The 16,443-nt window shown below is 65.2% G+C and carries 15 protein-coding genes; all 15 read left to right on the top strand.

From position 1 onward, the window contains the following. Nucleotides 1-5 precede the first annotated feature (5 nt). The 15 genes from flgK (at nt 6) to ACJ7C5_RS06020 (ending at nt 16,203) form a co-directional block, all read left to right on the top strand. Complete coding sequence (gene flgK, locus ACJ7C5_RS06090) at nt 6-1,886, top strand: flagellar hook-associated protein FlgK (RefSeq protein WP_412703328.1); 1,881 nt, start codon at nt 6-8, stop codon at nt 1,884-1,886. Next, a complete protein-coding gene (gene flgL / locus ACJ7C5_RS06085; RefSeq protein WP_412703327.1) occupies nt 1,883-3,085 on the top strand; it encodes a flagellar hook-associated protein FlgL in 1,203 nt (400 codons plus the stop codon). Before flgK ends, flgL begins: the two co-directional genes overlap by 4 nt. A gap of 412 nt (nt 3,086-3,497) precedes the next feature. Then, entirely contained in the window at nt 3,498-4,703 is a 1,206-nt protein-coding gene (locus ACJ7C5_RS06080; protein ID WP_412703326.1) for a flagellin, read from the top strand. Between the two features lie 72 nt (nt 4,704-4,775). Continuing rightward, nucleotides 4,776-6,005 carry a flagellin gene (locus tag ACJ7C5_RS06075; RefSeq protein WP_412703325.1) on the top strand — a complete coding sequence of 410 codons (1,230 nt, stop codon included), beginning with the start codon at nt 4,776-4,778 and terminating at the stop codon, nt 6,003-6,005. A gap of 86 nt (nt 6,006-6,091) precedes the next feature. Beyond that, nucleotides 6,092-7,321, top strand: coding sequence for a flagellin (locus tag ACJ7C5_RS06070; protein WP_412703324.1), 1,230 nt, complete (start codon nt 6,092-6,094; stop codon nt 7,319-7,321). A 439-nt stretch (nt 7,322-7,760) separates the two neighbouring features. Beyond that, nucleotides 7,761-9,179: a flagellar filament capping protein FliD gene (gene fliD, locus ACJ7C5_RS06065; RefSeq protein WP_180865971.1), complete on the top strand. Its 1,419-nt coding sequence runs from the start codon at nt 7,761-7,763 to the stop codon at nt 9,177-9,179. A gap of 128 nt (nt 9,180-9,307) precedes the next feature. Further along, the gene (fliS, locus tag ACJ7C5_RS06060) at nt 9,308-9,724 is read left to right on the top strand and encodes a flagellar export chaperone FliS (RefSeq protein ID WP_005409561.1); all 417 of its coding nucleotides are present in this window, start codon (nt 9,308-9,310) and stop codon (nt 9,722-9,724) included. Further along, complete coding sequence (locus ACJ7C5_RS06055) at nt 9,721-10,014, top strand: hypothetical protein (protein ID WP_010485909.1); 294 nt, start codon at nt 9,721-9,723, stop codon at nt 10,012-10,014. Before fliS ends, ACJ7C5_RS06055 begins: the two co-directional genes overlap by 4 nt. Next, nucleotides 10,011-10,589, top strand: a complete 579-nt coding sequence (locus ACJ7C5_RS06050; protein ID WP_094001362.1) for a PilZ domain-containing protein — start codon at nt 10,011-10,013, stop codon at nt 10,587-10,589. The genes ACJ7C5_RS06055 and ACJ7C5_RS06050 overlap by 4 nt, the downstream gene beginning before the upstream one ends. Nucleotides 10,590-10,674: 85 nt before the next feature. Next, the gene (locus ACJ7C5_RS06045) at nt 10,675-11,313 is read left to right on the top strand and encodes a response regulator (protein WP_006365891.1); all 639 of its coding nucleotides are present in this window, start codon (nt 10,675-10,677) and stop codon (nt 11,311-11,313) included. Between the two features lie 285 nt (nt 11,314-11,598). Next, nucleotides 11,599-13,008, top strand: a complete 1,410-nt coding sequence (gene rpoN, locus ACJ7C5_RS06040; protein WP_412703323.1) for an RNA polymerase factor sigma-54 — start codon at nt 11,599-11,601, stop codon at nt 13,006-13,008. A gap of 14 nt (nt 13,009-13,022) precedes the next feature. Then, nucleotides 13,023-13,400: a response regulator gene (locus tag ACJ7C5_RS06035; RefSeq protein ID WP_010485922.1), complete on the top strand. Its 378-nt coding sequence runs from the start codon at nt 13,023-13,025 to the stop codon at nt 13,398-13,400. After that, entirely contained in the window at nt 13,397-14,902 is a 1,506-nt protein-coding gene (locus tag ACJ7C5_RS06030) for a sigma-54 dependent transcriptional regulator (protein ID WP_412703322.1), read from the top strand. Before ACJ7C5_RS06035 ends, ACJ7C5_RS06030 begins: the two co-directional genes overlap by 4 nt. Before the next feature lie 72 nt (nt 14,903-14,974). Continuing rightward, nucleotides 14,975-15,631, top strand: coding sequence for an SUKH-4 family immunity protein (locus tag ACJ7C5_RS06025; RefSeq protein WP_094001359.1), 657 nt, complete (start codon nt 14,975-14,977; stop codon nt 15,629-15,631). A gap of 155 nt (nt 15,632-15,786) precedes the next feature. Beyond that, a complete protein-coding gene (locus ACJ7C5_RS06020) occupies nt 15,787-16,203 on the top strand; it encodes a hypothetical protein (RefSeq protein ID WP_412703321.1) in 417 nt (138 codons plus the stop codon). The last annotated feature ends 240 nt before the right edge of the window (nt 16,204-16,443 follow it).

The raw sequence follows: 16,443 nt of genomic DNA, 5'->3' as shown, positions 1-16,443 counted from the left end.
ACCCCATGTCCAGCGTACTTTCCACCGGTACTGGTGCCCTGCTCGCCTTCCAGCGTGCGTTGGCAACCACCAGCCACAACGTGGCCAACCTCAATACCCCCGGCTACAGCCGGCAGAAGGTCAACTTCGCCACCGCTGATCCGCAGAACTACGGCTATGGCACGGTCGGTAACGGCACCCGCATCACCGACATCCGCCGCACCGCCGACCAGCTGGCGATCTCGCGCCTGCTCGACAGCAGCGGTGAGCTGGCGCGCCTGAAGCAGCTCTCCGGCATGGCCGACCGGGTCAACTCGCTGTTCTCCGAAGCCGCCACCAACGTGGCCGGCGTGTGGTCGAACTTCTTCGACTCGGTCAGCGGCCTGTCCTCCAATGCCTCCGGCACGGCCGACCGACAGAACATGCTCGACGGTGGCAAGGCGCTGGCCAACCGCTTCGTGCAGCTCAACACGCACCTGAACAACCTCAACAGCGAGGTCAACAACGGCCTGATGGCCGGTGCCACCGAGGTCAATCGCCTGGCGCAGGAGATCGCGCAGATCAACGGCGCCATCGGCACCAACATCGCCACGGCTGCGCCTGACCTGCTCGATCGCCGCGACCAGCTGATCACCCAGCTGATCGGCTACACCGGTGGCACGGCAGTGATCCAGGACGGCGGCATCATGAATGTCTACACCGCCGGCGGCAACGCGCTGGTGGTGGGTACCACGGCGACCAAGGTCACCACCGTGGCCGACCCGTACCAGCCCGAGCGCCTGCAGCTGGCGCTGGAGACCCAGGGCAACACGATCCGGCTTGACGCAAAGGCGGTCGGTGGCCAGATCGGTGGCCTGCTGGAGTTCCGCGACACCGTGCTGACCCCGGCCCAGGCCGAACTGGGCAAGCTCGCAGTGGGCCTGGCCGAAACGTTCAACCAGGCCCATCACCAGGGCGTGGACATGTATGGCCAGCTGGGTGGCGACTTCTTCAACATCGGCAACCCGCGCGTCACCGCCAACAACGCCAATACCGGCAGCGCCGCCCTGAGCGCCACCTATGGGGACCTCGGCAAGCTGGAAGCACAGAACGTGGTGCTGCAGTTCGATGGCACCAACTGGAAGGCCAGCCGTGCCGACACCGGCGCCAGTGTCCCGCTGACCGGCACCGGCACCGCTGCCGACCCCCTGGTGATCAACGGCGTCAAAATGGTGGTCGGCGGCACCCCGGCCGCCAATGATCGGTTCCTGCTGCAGCCCACCGCAGGCGTGGCCGGCAGCATGGAAGTGGCGATCACCGATCCTTCGCGCATCGCCGCAGCCGCTGCGGTGAAGGGCGCGGCCGCGACCTCCAACACCGGTACCGGCAAGCTGAGTGGGGTCACCGTCAGCGATTCGACCAACGCCAACCTGCGCAATCCGGCCGCGATCGTGTTCACCTCGGCCACCACCTACACCATCGATGGCGGCCCGCCGCAGACCTACACCCCCGGCCAGACCATCAGTGCCAACGGGTGGAGCTTCGTGCTGGATGGCGCACCGAAGGTCGGCGACACCTTCAACATCACCCCGACCCCGGCCGGCTCCTCGGACAACAGCAATGCCTCCAAGCTGGCCAAGGTGGAAAGCGCGAAGGCTTTCAATGCCGGCACCGTGACCCTGAACGGCGCACTGGGTGGCCTGACCACCCAGGTAGGTGCCGCCGCGCGCTCGGCCGAGTATTCGCTGGAGGCGCAGCTGGTAATCAATGACAAGGCGCAGGAAGCCCGTGACGAGGTATCCGGCGTCAACCTGGACGAGGAAGCCGCCGACATGCTGCGTCTGCAACAGGCCTACCAGGCGGCCTCGCAGCTGATCTCCACCGCCGACAGCATGTTCCAGACCATCCTGGGGGCCGTCCGCCGATGAGCAGCCGCATCTCCACCAGCATGATGTACAACCAGTCGGTGTCGCTGATGATGGCCAAGCAGGCCAAGCTCAGCCATCTGGAGCAGCAGATCGCCACCGGCAGCAAGATCGTCACCGCCAAGGACGATCCGGTCGGCGCAGGCGCAGCGGTCGGACTGGACCGCAGCCTGGCCGCACTGGACCGGATGAAGCTCAATGCCGGCAACGTACAGAACCGGCTGGGCGTGCAGGAAAATACCCTGGCCCAGGTCAACGACCTGATGGGTCGGGTCAACGACCTGACCATCCAGGCCAGCAACCCCGCGTTGAGCGCGGCCGACAAGAAGACGCTGATCACCGAGCTGAACCAGATCCGCGACGGCCTGCTGTCGCTGGCCAATGCCGAGGACGGCACCGGTCGCTATGTGTTCGGCGGCACCAACGATGGTGACCCGCCGTTCGCCAAGATCAACGGCAAGGTGGTCTACCGCGGTGACCAGACCCAGCGCCAGATCGAGGTCGGCCCCGATACCTACGTCCGCGATGCCCTGCCCGGCAGCGAGATCTTCATGCGCATCCCCACCGGCGATGGCTTCGTCGATGGTGGTGCCGCAACAGGCAATACCGGCAACGGCGTGCTGACCAACATCACCCGCGATGGCAGCGACAGCTGGACCGGCCAGAGCTTCAGCGTCCGCTTCACCGCCGCCAACCAGTACGAAGTGCTCGATGGTGCGGGCAATGTGACCGGCACCGGCACCTACAAGGCCGGTGACGATCTGGAAGTGAACGGCGTACGCCTGCAGATCACCGGTGCGCCTGCCGCAGGCGACGCATTCAACGTGAAGCCGGCGAGCAGCCGCGACATCTTCGACACCATGGACAAGCTGATCACCGCGCTGGATGCCGACACCGGTACCACCGCGAAGATGAGCGCACAGCAGAACGAACTGCAGAGCGTGCTGCGCGACGTCGCGCGGGCGTCGGAGCGGATGATCGACTCGCGTGCGGCCGGCGGCGCCCAGCTGAAGGCGCTGGACAATGCCGCCGACATGCGTGAAGCCAACAGCGTGACCCTGAAGACCACGCTGTCGCAGATGCGCGACCTGGACTACGCCGATGCGCTGAGCCAGTACCAACTGCAGAGCACCGCACTGCAGGCGGCGCAGACGATCTTCTCGCAGATGCAGTCGATGTCGTTGTTCAACAAGATCGGCTGACAGCTCTCCCACCTCAGCCCTGAAAGGCCGCGATGCCCTGCATCGCGGCCTTTTTCGTTTCTGCGGTTCATTGGCGCGAAACACGCCAGGCCAATAGCTCGCCAGCCCGCCTTCTGCGGATTTTCCGTGATTGCCCATCAAGCCCGACCGGACCCCGCCGATACCTTCATCAGCGCTGGTTGGGCATGCCCGACCGCCCCCCTCCGGAGTCGCCTTCACGCCCTTCCCGGGCTGAAAACCCCGGAAAAACAGCTTCCGGCAACGAATTGCAGCTTCAACGGAATTCACGGCTAAAGGTTGTTGACAAAGCGCCGTTATTCATTTGGCAACAGCGAAGCACACAGCCACACAAAAAAACAGGCGGCGCTTCGTTTCATTCACCAACGGGTTCCATATAAGAGGAGACGACCCCATGGCACAGGTAATCAACACCAATACGATGTCGCTCAACGCTCAGCGCAACCTGAGCACCAGCGGCAACTCGCTGGCCACCACCATCCAGCGCCTCTCGTCCGGTCTGCGCATCAACAGCGCGAAGGACGACGCCGCCGGCCTGGCGATCTCGGAGCGCTTCAGCACCCAGATCCGCGGCCTGGACGTGGCCATCCGCAATGCCAACGACGGTATCTCGCTGGCCCAGGTCGCCGAAGGCTCGCTGAGCGAAGTCGGCAACAACCTGCAGCGTATCCGCGAGCTGGCCGTGCAGGCCTCCAACGCCACCAATTCCAGCAGCGACCGCAAGGCCCTGCAGGCCGAAGTGACTCAGCTGGTCAGCGAAATCGACCGCGTGGCCAAGCAGAGCGACTTCAACGGCACCAAGCTGTTGGACGGCTCCTTCACCAGCCAGCTGTTCCAGGTCGGCGCCAATGCGGGCCAGGCCATTGCGATCAACAGCGTGGTGGATGCAAAGGCTGAATCGCTGGGTGCCACCACCTTCGTCGATGCCGGCAAGATCACCCTGGACAATGCAGCAGTCGATGGCGCAGCCGGCAAGATCGTCGGCGTCAAGGTCGGCGCGATCAACGTCGGTGATGTCTCCTTCGACTACACCGCCCCGGGCGCCGCAACCGGCCCGGAGCTGGCTGCGATCCAGAAGTCCAACCAGGACAACGCCACCAAGGCACTGGCTGCAGCCCTGAACGGCAAGATCGGCGAGACCGGCCTGCATGCCGCAGTGTCCGCGACCGCCGGTGAGATCACCCTGACCTCGGTCAAGGACGAAAACACGCTGGCCAGCGTGACCGTCCAGGCAGGCGCCACCCCAGCCAACCTGAACACACCGGCTGCCGGCACCACTGCCTCGCATGTCGCCGACATCAAGATCGACACCGTTGCGGGTGCTCAGCAGGCGCTATCCATCGTCGACAAGGCCCTGGAATCGGTCAACAGCGTGCGCGCTGACCTCGGCGCGATCCAGAACCGCTTCACCTCGGTGGTGGCCAACCTGCAGACCTCCTCGGAGAACCTGTCGGCCTCGCGCAGCCGCATCCGCGATACCGACTTCGCCAAGGAAACCGCCGAACTGACCCGCACCCAGATCCTGCAGCAGGCCGGTACGGCCATGCTGGCCCAGGCCAACCAGGTACCACAGAACGTGCTCAGCCTGTTGCAGCGCTGACATGAGCCGCCCCCGGGGCACGTCGGGGGCGTCTAACCCAACTCACGTGCAACCGCTCAAGGACCTCTCCTCATGGCACAAGTCATCAACACCAACACGATGTCGTTGAATGCTCAGCGTAACCTGAGCACCAGCGGCAGCTCGCTGGCCACCACCATCCAGCGCCTGTCCTCCGGTTCGCGCATCAACAGCGCCAAGGACGACGCCGCTGGCCTGGCGATCTCCGAGCGCTTCGGCACCCAGATCCGCGGTACCGACGTCGCCATCCGCAATGCCAACGACGGTATTTCGCTCGCCCAGGTCGCCGAAGGTTCGCTGACCGAGATCGGTAACAACCTGCAGCGTATCCGTGAACTGGCTGTGCAGGCCTCCAACGCCACCAACTCGAGCAGCGATCGCAAGGCCCTGCAGGCCGAAGTGACTCAGCTGAAGTCGGAAATCGATCGCGTCGCCAAGCAGTCCGAGTTCAACGGCACCAAGCTGCTGGACGGCTCGTTCTCCAGCCAGCTGTTCCAGGTTGGCGCCAATGCCGGTCAGGCCATTGCCATCGACAAGACCGTCGACGCAACCGTTGCCAAGCTGGGCGGCTCGAGCTTCAAGAGTGCCAGCCTCACTGCACCTACCGCGGCCACGGCTGAAGCCACTCGCATTGGCGGCACCATTTCCGTGAAGGGTGCCGATGGCACCGTCAGCGCCATCAAGCTGGATAGCATCGAAGTCGCCAAGGGCGCCAGCGTTGCAGAGCAGAACAAGGCGGCCGCGACGGCCATCAACGCCAAGCTGGGCGAAACCGGCATCCTGGCCGAAGTCAGTGATGATGGCTCCGCCGTGAAGCTGACCCAGGTCAAGAATGGCGGCGATCTCACCGCCGGTGTCGACGCAACCGTCGCTGGCACCGTGGCACTGACCACGTCGGTGAAGGCCGCCGATGGTACTTGGCCGACCCCTGGCGCTGCCATGGCAACCGGTACGGTTACCACCGCCAGCGAGCACGCCATCGATCTGGACGTCAGCACCACCACCGGTGCGCAGAAAGCGCTGTCTCTGGTTGACGAAGCCCTGGGCTCGATCAACAGCACCCGTGCCGATCTGGGCGCTATCCAGAACCGCTTCACTTCGGTCGTCGCCAACCTGCAGACCTCGACGGAAAACCTGTCGGCCTCGCGTAGCCGCATCAAGGATACCGATTTCGCCAAGGAAACCGCCGAGCTGACCCGCACCCAGATCCTGCAGCAGGCCGGTACGGCCATGCTGGCCCAGGCCAACCAGGTGCCGCAGGGCGTGCTCAGCCTGCTGCGCTGATCTGCGCCTTGATCGACCACCGGGCGGCGGCTGAGCTTCCGCCCGGTTCCTGAAATACGTACCGCCTTCGCCAAAGGAAAAGCACCATGGCACAAGTCATCAACACCAACACGATGTCGTTGAACGCTCAGCGCAACCTGAGCACCAGCGGCAGCTCGTTGGCCACCACCATCCAGCGCCTGTCCTCCGGTTCGCGCATCAACAGCGCCAAGGACGACGCCGCTGGCCTGGCGATCTCCGAGCGCTTCGGCACCCAGATCCGCGGTACCGACGTTGCCATCCGCAACGCCAACGACGGCATTTCGCTGGCCCAGGTCGCCGAGGGCTCGCTGTCGGAAATCGGCAACAATCTGCAGCGCATCCGTGAGCTGTCGGTGCAGTCGTCGAATGCCACCAACTCAGCCAGTGACCGCAAGGCGCTGCAGGCCGAAGTGACCCAGCTGGTCAGCGAAATCGACCGCGTCGCCAAGCAGTCGGAGTTTAATGGCACCAAGCTGTTGGATGGTTCGTTCTCCAGCCAGCTGTTCCAAGTCGGAGCTAACGCTGGGCAGGCTATTGCTATCGACAAGGTGGTGGATGCCAAGTCAGAAGCGCTGGGCAACGCAGTGTTCGATGCTCAGACCATCACTATCGCCGCCGGGACCGACGCCCCAGCAAACAACGGCAAGACCATCAAGTTCTCAGGCCTCGAGATAGCTGGTGGCGGCCTTGCTGCGGCAGTCAAGATCGACCCCGTGGAGATCACTGCAACGGGCGTTGACGCCGATGATCGTAAGGCGCTGGTCACAGCTGTCACGACAGCCATCAATGCGAAGATCGGCGAAACTGGCGTTTACGCCAAGGCAGGGGATGCTGGCAAGATCGAACTGACCTCGGTCAAGGAGAGCATCAACAAGGATGGCGCCTGGAGCGCGATGAAAGTCACTGCCGGGACGAGCAGCGGCGTCACGGGGTACGACACCGCAGAAGTAGACGGCAGTGCCACCGCCCCAGCGACTGGCAAGAAGCTCCAGGACGTCAACATCGAAAGCGTCGCTGGCGCACAGCAGGCACTGGAAATCGTCGACAAGGCCTTGAGTTCGATCAATAACACCCGTGCTGACCTAGGTGCGATCCAGAACCGCTTCACCTCGGTCGTCGCCAACCTGCAGACCTCGACGGAAAACCTGTCGGCCTCGCGTAGCCGCATCAAGGATACCGATTTCGCCAAGGAAACCGCCGAACTGACCCGCACCCAGATCCTGCAGCAGGCCGGTACGGCCATGCTGGCCCAGGCCAACCAGGTGCCGCAGGGCGTGCTCAGCCTGCTGCGCTGATCCACGGCAAGAAGGCGCCGCTACCGTCGGTTAGTCCCGACGGTAGCGGCAACCGGGAAGCCACGATGCACGAAGGCGCGGGCCATGCCCGGCCCGGGATCACTCCCGAACCGGCTTGGCATCGCCCGCTCCTGCGGACCTCTCTTTCAGCGCTGTACCTTTGACTGTACGTACCGGGCGGCTTCGTCTCCCCCCGATTGTCAGTAGCCTGTGCCCTCCCCTGCATTGGGGGAGGGTTTTTTGCAGACTCCCGGCAGCCCGCGGTGAATCTCCCCGCACCCTGCCCCAACCCTCCTGCAACCTGCGTGCCAGAACCTGCGCCGGAGCATTGGCACGGTGCATGCATCAACGAAGTCCTCAAGACCCAGCGGCGCAGGCCGCTATTTTCGTTGACGACGGGCCAGCGCCTAGCGACCAGGCCCGATACCAGGAGAATCACATGGCAAGCTTTGGATACGGTGGCATCGGCTCGGGCCTGAACATTTCAGACATCGTCAGCCAGCTGGTGGCGGCCGACCGCAAGCCCGCCGACAACGCGCTGAACCTGCAGCAGTCCAAGGCCAAGATGCAGCTGTCGTCGATCGGCACCGTCACCTCGGCCTTCGACAAGCTGAAGACCGCCCTGACCGCGCTGAAGGCCACGACAGCCTTCGACACCCGCACAGTAACCGCCACCGGCAAGGCCGGCCCCAACAATGCCGACGACGTGCTGTCGGCGTCGGTGGCACTGTACGACCAGGGTTTGACCAAGGCCGCAGCGGCCAACGGCACGCACCAGGTGGAGGTGAAATCCCTCGCCACGGCACACAAGCTGATTGCCAACGCCTCGGTGCCCAAGACCGACACCTTCGGCGCCGGAACCTTGACGCTGACCGTTGGCGTGGGCGACAAGGCAAAGACGATGAAGGTCGAGGTGGAGGCCGGCGATACGCTGACCACCGTGCGCAACAAGATCGATGCGGCAGGCCGCAAAGAAGGCGTGCAGGCGACCCTGATCGCTTCGGGCGACAACCAGTACCTGTCGATCGCCCAGGAGAAGACCGGCGCCGCCAATGCGATCAAGCTCGAATACGGTGGCAGCGACCCGAAGTTGAGCGCACTGGTTGGCAGCCTTCAGGAGAACACCGCGGCAGCCGATGCCGAGCTGACCATCGATGGCGTCACGGTGATCAGCGACAGCAACACCGTGACCGATGCCGTACCAGGCCTGACTCTGAACCTCAAGGTCAGGGGCAAGAGCACGGTCGTGATCAGTACCGACACCACTGCGGCCACCAAGGTGATGCAGGACTTCGTCAAGGCGTACAACGATGCGATCGCCGCCATCAATACGGAGACCAAGTACGACGCCAAGACCAAGGAAGCGGCGACGCTGACGGGCGATGCGCAGATGCGCGGCGCATCCAGTCAGCTGCGTTCGATGATGGGCGCTGTACTGAAGGACCTGTCCGCGGATGGATTGGATCCGAAGAAGCTCGGCCTGCAGACCCGTGGCTATCCCAATGCCGACGGCAGCCTGGTGCTGGACGCGACAAAATTCGCAGCGGCGCTTGCCAGCCAGCCGGAGAAGATCCGCTCGGCGATCACCGGTGATACCGGCGGCGCCGGCAAGCTCTACACGATGGTAGACGGTTACGTCAGTACGACCACGGGCAAGGAAGGCGCCTTCGTCGCCCGTACCAAGGGCCTCAACACCACGCTGGACAACATCGACAAGCGACGCAAGGACCTTGACGTCCGCATGAAGAACGTCGAGGAACGCTACAAGAAGCAGTTCCTGGCGCTGGACAGCTTGATGGGCAAACTGCAGCAGAGCAACACCGCATTGCAGCAGCAGCTGGCACAGCTGAACCGCTAAAGGACTGCGTGCAACGCTCAAGTTTGGCGTGTAACGCACCGATAACGGACGCAACAGCAATCAACGCCGCACCGCCGGCAGCGGTCCCCACGACCGCCCGGCGGCACCCCGCGCAAGGAGAATCACGAATGTACGGTTCCAGCCGTCAATATGCCGAGCAGTACCGCCAGGTGGGAGTGACCAGTGCGGTCGCCGATGCCGATCCGCACAAGCTGGTGGCGATGCTGCTGGCCGGCGCGCTGGAGCGCGTGCGGCGTGCCCTGGCCAGCCTCGAGCGTGGCGACCAGGCCGGCAAGGGCAAGGCGATCGGCGAGGTCTGTGCGATCGTCGGCCACCTCAATGGCTCCCTGGACCATGAGGCCGGCGGCGAGATCGCCGGAAATCTGTCGGCGCTGTACGACTACGTGCTGCAGCGCCTGACCGAGGCCAACCTGCACAACGACCGTGCCGCGCTGGATGAGTCGCTGCAGCTGCTGGGCGAGATCGACAGCGCCTGGAATGCGATCCCGCAGGAACAGCGCCGCCCGGCCGCGGTGGCGCCATGAGCCTGCACGAACTGCACGCCCAGCTGGACGCCTTCGAGAAGGCCTTGGGCGAAGAGTCGCTCGACCAGGCCGACAGCCTGCTCGATGGCCACGACAGCACGCTGCATGCACTGCTCAGCCAGCCGCTGACCGCCGCCGACCACGCACCGCTGACCGCGCTGTTTGAACGCCAGCAGAATCTGCTCGGCCTGCTGCGCCAGCGCCGTGATGCCGTCGCCGCACTGATGAACGACGGCCAGCGCTCTCTTCGCGCGGCACATGCCTACCTGCAGGCAGAATCACTCGCATGACCCAATTGCCAACCACGTCGCTGCATCACCCGGCCGAAAGCGAGCTGTTCGACGAAACGCTCAGCTGCGAGCTGGCCCTGCCGGCCGAGTTCCAGGCAGGCAGCGCTGCCGGTCGTACCAGCAGTGCCGAAGGCCTGCTGCGCAGCCTGGCGCTGGTTGAAGATAGTCGCGTTGACGAGCACGACGACCGCAACGAAGCCAGCCTGCAACTGCAGCGACTGGAGGCCAAGCTGGATCTGGCGATGGTGCTGCTCGGCCGACTGGTGCGCCAGCAGGGCCAGGAGCTGACCCTGCGCCCGGTGCGCTGGTCGCGCCGTGGCATCCGCCTGCAGCTGGGTCCGCGCAGCGGCGCCAGTGCCGGTCAGGCCGGCCTGGTGCGCCTGCAGCCCAGCGACTGGCTGCCCGACCATATCGACCTGCCCGTGGAAGTGATCGCCGAAGCAGCGGACGGTGGCGGCGGTCACTACCTGTGGCTGCGTTTCCAGCGTCTTGGCGATGGCCTGGAAATGGCAATGGAGCGGCATCTGTTCCGCCTGCATCGCCGCCAGGTGGCCGAAGCACGCCGCGCCCGCTGAAACCTGCCACCATGGCGGCGGATGGGCAAGCCTTGGCGCGCCCGTTCAGCTAAGTTAAGGTGGACTCCCCTCACGGACCTCCAACGTGCCTGTGCGAGTTCTCATCGTCGACGATCACACCCTGGTCCGCGCCGGCCTGGCGCGGCTGCTGCAGGGGTTTGCCGACGTGCAGCTCGTCGCCGAGGCCAGCAATGCCGAGCAGGCACTGCAGCTGGCCCTGCAGCACGCCCCGGACGTGATCCTCATGGACCTGTCACTGCCCGGCCGCACCGGCCTGGAAGCCCTCAGTGACATCCGCCTGCGCGCCCCCGGCACGCGGGTGGTGATGATGACCATGCACGACGACGCCGCACACGTGCGCGATGCACTCGATCGCGGGGCGGTCGGGTTCCTGGTCAAGGATGCCGCACCGCAGGAGCTTGAACTGGCGCTGCGTGCCGCGCACGCCGGCCAGGTGTTCCTGAGCCCGCAGATCTCCGCCAAGATGCTGGCACCGATGCTCGGCCGCGAAAAACCCACCGGCATCGCCGCACTGTCGCCGCGCCAGCGCGAGATTCTGCGCCGCATCGGCAAGGGTGAGAGCAACAAGGAAATCGCCGCCGACCTCGGCATCAGCGTCAAGACGGTGGAAACCCACCGCGCACGCATGATGGAGTCGCTGGGCTGTCGCCGCGCCAACGATCTGCTGCTGCTGGCCGCGCGCCACCAGCACGAGCTGGAGTGATCCTCTGCGAAGGAGGCCAGATCCGCACTGACGACGAATTCCCGTCACCCCGACACGCCCTGACAGGAATCCGTACACGGCGCAGCCCGATCAATCCGGGACCCACACCGGAAATCAGCAACTTAGCGGCGATCATCGTCAACATTCCGCGACAATGTAGGGAATACCCCTACACCCTGTCAGGACATTCACGAAGCCCCTCAGGAACCCCCTGATTCCGCCCCCGCCGGATCAAAAGCAAGATGCGTTCCACAAGGCGCCGGGGAGCGGTGCCGGGGAACCACGATGAAGGCTGCACTCTCGGCCCAGCTGGGCCAACAACTTCACCTCACCCCGCAGTTGCTGCAGTCGATCCGGCTGCTGCAGCTCGATGGCCTGCACCTGGAACAGGAAATCCAGCGCCTGCTGGACTCCAACCCGCTGCTGGAGATCGAAGAGGCTGAAGCACCCACCGCCGAAGCCACCGAAGCGAGTGCCACCACGATGGACACCGCCGCCTTCGACGAGCTGCCCGAGTCGTCGATGTGGGACGTGGCCGGCGCCAGCTGGCAGGACGGCGACGACGACCGCATGGCGCGTATCGCTGCCGGCGAATCGACCGACCCGCAGCTGCGTGTGCTGCAGCGCCTGTCGCTGGACATGGACGACCGCGAGCTGGCCGTAGCAGCATTCTGGCTCGATCACTGCGACGAGGCCGGCTACCTGCAGGCGCCGCTGGACCAGCTGCAGCTGCTGGCCAGCGCCCAGTTCGACATCGCCGCCGACGGCGTCGAAGCCATCCGCCAGCAGCTGCTGCACGGCGAGCCCGCCGGCATGGCCGCGCAGGACCTGCGCGAAGGCCTGCAGGCGCAGCTGCGCAGCCTGCATGGCGCGGTTCCCGCCCGCCACCTGGCCACCCGCATTCTCGATGGCGCACTCGAAGCGCTGGCCGCACACGACTACCCCGCCCTCGCCCGCCTGCACGACGCCGAAATCGACGACGTGCGCGAAGCCGTGCGCCTGATCCTCTCGCTGCAGCCGCGCCCGGGTGACAGCCTGCTGCCCGAACGCAATGCCGTGGTGGTGCCGGATGTGGTTGCCTGGCACGCCGACGACCAGTGGAAGGTAGCGCTGAACCCGGCCACCAGCCGCCGCGTCTCGATCAACAGCCAGTACGAACAGGCGCTGGCCGAGACCAGCGAGGCCGCACCGGCACTGCGCGAGATGCTGCAGGAAGCGCGCTGGTTCAGCCGCGGCCTGTCGATGCGCTATGACACCCTGCTGCGCACCGCGCGGGTGATCGTCGAGCGTCAGGCTGCGTTCCTGGTACGTGGCGAAGAGGCCATGGCGCCGCTGACCCTGAAGGAAGTGGCCGAGGAAATCGGCATGCACGAGTCCACCGTCTCGCGCATCACCACCGGCAAGTTCCTGCAGACCCCGCGCGGCACCTTCGAACTGAAGCACTTCTTCGCCGTGCGCCTGGAAGGCGCCAGCGTCTCCGGCCAGGCCGTCAAGGCCATGGTCCGCCGCCTGATCGACGCCGAACCGGCCGGCCGCCCGCTGGCCGACGAGGCCATTGCCGGCCTGCTGTCACGCCAGGGGGTGAACATTGCACGCCGAACCGTCGCAAAATACCGAGAACAACTGGATATCGCCCCGGCCCGCGAACGGCGCCGGCTGAGCGCCAGGCAACCCCAGCTGGCCCGGGTGGGCTGAAAAGGATGTTGGACATGAACAAGCTCACGGTCCTGCTGGTCGATGACCACGAGGGCTTCATCAACGCGGCGATGCGCCATTTCCGCAAGATCGACTGGCTGCAGATCGTCGGCAGCGCCGGCAACGGCCTGGAAGCGATCGAGCGCTCGGAAACGCTGCGCCCGCAGGTGGTGCTGATGGACCTGGCGATGCCGGAAATGGGCGGCCTGCAGGCCACCCGCCTGATCAAGTCGCAGGACGATGCACCGTACATCGTGATCGCCAGCCACTTCGACGACGCCGAGCACCGCGAACACGCGCTGCGCGCCGGCGCCGACAATTTCGTCAGCAAGCTGTCCTACATCCAGGAAGTCATGCCGATCCTGGAAGGCCTCAGGGAGGATCGATCGTGAGCGAATCGCGCATCCTGGTGCTGGACAACGACGCCGTGCGTGCCGAGCGCACCGTTGCCCTGCTGGAATTCATGGACTTCAACCCGCGCTGGGTCTCCGACGCGGCCGACTTCGACCTGGGCCGCCAGCGCCAGAACGACTGGATGGCCGTGATCGTCGGCAGCCTGGACGACACCGCTGCCAGCACCGCGCTGTACGACTGGCTGGGCGGCAGCAGCCTGCCGCCGCCGGTACTGCTGGCCGACGGTGATGCCGCAGCCTTTGCGCACCAGCACGGCCTGCACGAAGCCAACATCTGGCCGCTGGAAACGCCGCTGCGCCATGCGCAGATGGAAGCCCTGCTGCGCCGCGCCAGCCTCAAGCGCCTGGATGCCGAGCACCAGGCCGGCGCCGCGCAGGACCAGGGCCCGACCGGCAACGGCCCGGCGGTGACCGAACTGCGCACCATGATCGAGCAGGTTGCCGCGTTCGATACCACCGTACTGGTGCTGGGCGAATCCGGTACCGGCAAGGAAGTCGTGTCGCGTGCAATCCACCAGCGCTCGCCGCGCCGTGATGGCCCGTTCGTGGCGATCAACTGCGGCGCCATTCCGGCCGACCTGCTGGAAAGCGAACTGTTCGGCCACGAAAAGGGCGCCTTCACTGGTGCACTGACCGCGCGCAAGGGCCGTTTCGAAATGGCCGAAGGCGGCACCCTGCTGCTCGACGAAATCGGCGACATGAGCCTGCCGATGCAGGTGAAGCTGCTGCGCGTGCTGCAGGAACGCAGCTTCGAGCGTGTCGGTGGCAACCAGACCATCCGCTGCAACGTGCGCGTCGTGGCCGCGACCCACCGCGACCTGGAAACCCGTATTGCCGAAGGCAAGTTCCGCGAGGATCTGTTCTATCGCCTCAACGTGTTCCCGATCGACGTGCCCGCCCTGCGCGAGCGTCGCGAAGACCTGCCGGCGCTGGTGGAAACCATCGCTGCACAGCTGGCGCGCACCGGCCGTGGCGAAGTGCGCTTCACCCCGGAAGCGCTGCAGGCACTGGCCGGCTACGAGTGGCCGGGCAACGTGCGCGAACTGACCAACTTGGTCGAGCGCCTGGCGGTGCTGCATCCGGGCGGATCGGTGCGCGTGCAGGACCTGCCAGCCCGCTATCGTGGCGATGCGGCACTGACCGCAGTCGCCACGCCGGCACCGGCGCAGCCGGCCGCCAGCGAAGAACGCCTCGACCTGCGCAGCTTCTCGTTCCACACCCCGGGCGGCGGCAGCCAACCGGCACTGGAGCACGGCATCGCCGTCAATCGCCCGGCAGCACCGGTCGCACTGCCCGACGAGGGCATGGACCTGCGCAACCACATGGCCAACATCGAACTGGGTCTGATCAACGAAGCACTGGAGCGCACCCAGGGCGTCGTCGCCCACGCCGCCCAGCTGCTCGGCCTGCGCCGCACCACCCTGGTGGAAAAGCTGCGCAAGTACGGCATCGAACGCGAGCAGGCCGAACTGGCAAGCTGACGCGCGTCACCAGCATGAAGGGGGCGCGAACGCCTGGGCTAGCCCAGGCGTTGGTGTTTGTGGAACCGCTGTATGACGCCAGTAGATCCACGCCATGCGTGGATGAGAGATTCAACCACCGCACTGAGTTTGCAACTTCTCCTAAAGGCATCTGCGAAACATATCGGTAGCCTTGTCCGGGTGGAGAACTCAATCAGTCCGCCAACACTTGACCTCATGCCAATCAGCCAGGAAGAGATCGATCACTCTGCTCTGCTGCTCGAAGCGCAGCGGGTATCTGATCATCTTGAGCCTTATCCCAACAACAACATGATGTTCCATTCGCGCCTTCAGCGATTTGAGGCCGACGATCGCATGTTGGCAGTCTTTGGACAGGTGTTGGGCGGGCTCTTCTTCGTGGACCTCAAGGATCGCTCTGTAGGGCTCCTCCCAATCGACTGTGAAGTGTCACTCCAGTACTGCAATTCAGATCTGAGGAGCTTTGCAGCTATCCATACCGCGTTCATGGCGGCAATCCGACCTGCGCTGAACTCCAACGAAGACATAGCGGAGTCCACTCTCATGGAACTTGAGGCCTCGTTCCGCAACTGCGATGCCACATCCATGGCGGACGAGAAGAACTTCTGGCCCACATGCCTTTATGAGCTCTCAGAGGGGTTCTTTCCGCTCTCATCCGAGAAGGTGCAACTACACCGTTCACTCGGAATCGATCTTAACTATCCTTGGTAGAAATCGGCTCGAACACGTTCAGCGGTCCCAAACCGAATGGGGTCGGAGCCCTTTCCGCTGGAAAGGGATCCGTCCCCTTTGCGTTTGCAATGATTCCTACAGACAACGGTGCGCAGCTGCGGTGCATTGCAGAGACATCCCAGCGAGGTCCCACCATGCATCGCCTCACCCTGCTCGCCACCCTGCTCTGCCCCAGCCTGGCCACCGCCGCCGTCTGCACCCTGCCCGCCACGCTCGACCAGCGCCAGTTCACCAACCTCAGCGACCCGCTGTACGCACCGGACAACCCCAACGCCGGACGCATGGTGCAGATCAGCTTCGCCGGCAGCCAGTACGTGCTGGACATCCTCGGCACCGACCTCCGCATCGGTGGCAGCTACCGCTATCAGCGCCTGGCCCCGCATATCGCGGAAATCCAGATGACCGAAGCCCACCCGGCCGGCCCCGCCCACTACACGCTGCTGCTGAGCTGCCAGACCGACCACCAGGGCCATTTCATCTACACCCAGCACAACGGCCCTATCGCACCGCGCCAGCGCCAGAATTCCGGCCGTTGGACCCTGCAGCCGTAGGCCAGAAAACCGACGCCGGTTAAATGGCGCCTTCAATGGGGTAGGAGCCCGTTGCGTCGCAACGGGATCCGACCCCGTGCCGACCAACGGTCGGCACCCACCATCAGCAGCAGGTTCCAACAGATCGCGGCCAACTGTCGAAGGCGGGGGGGGGGGGGGGGGGGGGGGGGGGGGGGGGGGGGGGGGGGGGGCGGCGGCCCCCCCCCGCCGGGGGGGGGGGCGCCCCCCCCCCCCCCCCCC

The sequence above is a fragment of the Nocardiopsis yanglingensis genome, assembly GCF_045809185.1.
Classification (GTDB): Bacteria; Pseudomonadota; Gammaproteobacteria; order Xanthomonadales; family Xanthomonadaceae; genus Stenotrophomonas; species Stenotrophomonas yanglingensis.
This window is presented reverse-complemented; position numbering and strand designations above follow the sequence as displayed.

Bases quoted from the DNA above. Each gene is read 5' to 3' on its own strand.
- flgK (WP_412703328.1), top strand. From the start codon at position 6: ATGTCCAGCGTACTTTCCACCGGTACTGGTGCCCTGCTCGCCTTCCAG.
- flgL (WP_412703327.1), top strand. From the start codon at position 1,883: ATGAGCAGCCGCATCTCCACCAGCATGATGTACAACCAGTCGGTGTCG.
- ACJ7C5_RS06080 (WP_412703326.1), top strand. From the start codon at position 3,498: ATGGCACAGGTAATCAACACCAATACGATGTCGCTCAACGCTCAGCGC.
- ACJ7C5_RS06075 (WP_412703325.1), top strand. From the start codon at position 4,776: ATGGCACAAGTCATCAACACCAACACGATGTCGTTGAATGCTCAGCGT.
- ACJ7C5_RS06070 (WP_412703324.1), top strand. From the start codon at position 6,092: ATGGCACAAGTCATCAACACCAACACGATGTCGTTGAACGCTCAGCGC.
- fliD (WP_180865971.1), top strand. From the start codon at position 7,761: ATGGCAAGCTTTGGATACGGTGGCATCGGCTCGGGCCTGAACATTTCA.
- fliS (WP_005409561.1), top strand. From the start codon at position 9,308: ATGTACGGTTCCAGCCGTCAATATGCCGAGCAGTACCGCCAGGTGGGA.
- ACJ7C5_RS06055 (WP_010485909.1), top strand. From the start codon at position 9,721: ATGAGCCTGCACGAACTGCACGCCCAGCTGGACGCCTTCGAGAAGGCC.
- ACJ7C5_RS06050 (WP_094001362.1), top strand. From the start codon at position 10,011: ATGACCCAATTGCCAACCACGTCGCTGCATCACCCGGCCGAAAGCGAG.
- rpoN (WP_412703323.1), top strand. From the start codon at position 11,599: ATGAAGGCTGCACTCTCGGCCCAGCTGGGCCAACAACTTCACCTCACC.
- ACJ7C5_RS06035 (WP_010485922.1), top strand. From the start codon at position 13,023: ATGAACAAGCTCACGGTCCTGCTGGTCGATGACCACGAGGGCTTCATC.
- ACJ7C5_RS06025 (WP_094001359.1), top strand. From the start codon at position 14,975: ATGACGCCAGTAGATCCACGCCATGCGTGGATGAGAGATTCAACCACC.
- ACJ7C5_RS06020 (WP_412703321.1), top strand. From the start codon at position 15,787: ATGCATCGCCTCACCCTGCTCGCCACCCTGCTCTGCCCCAGCCTGGCC.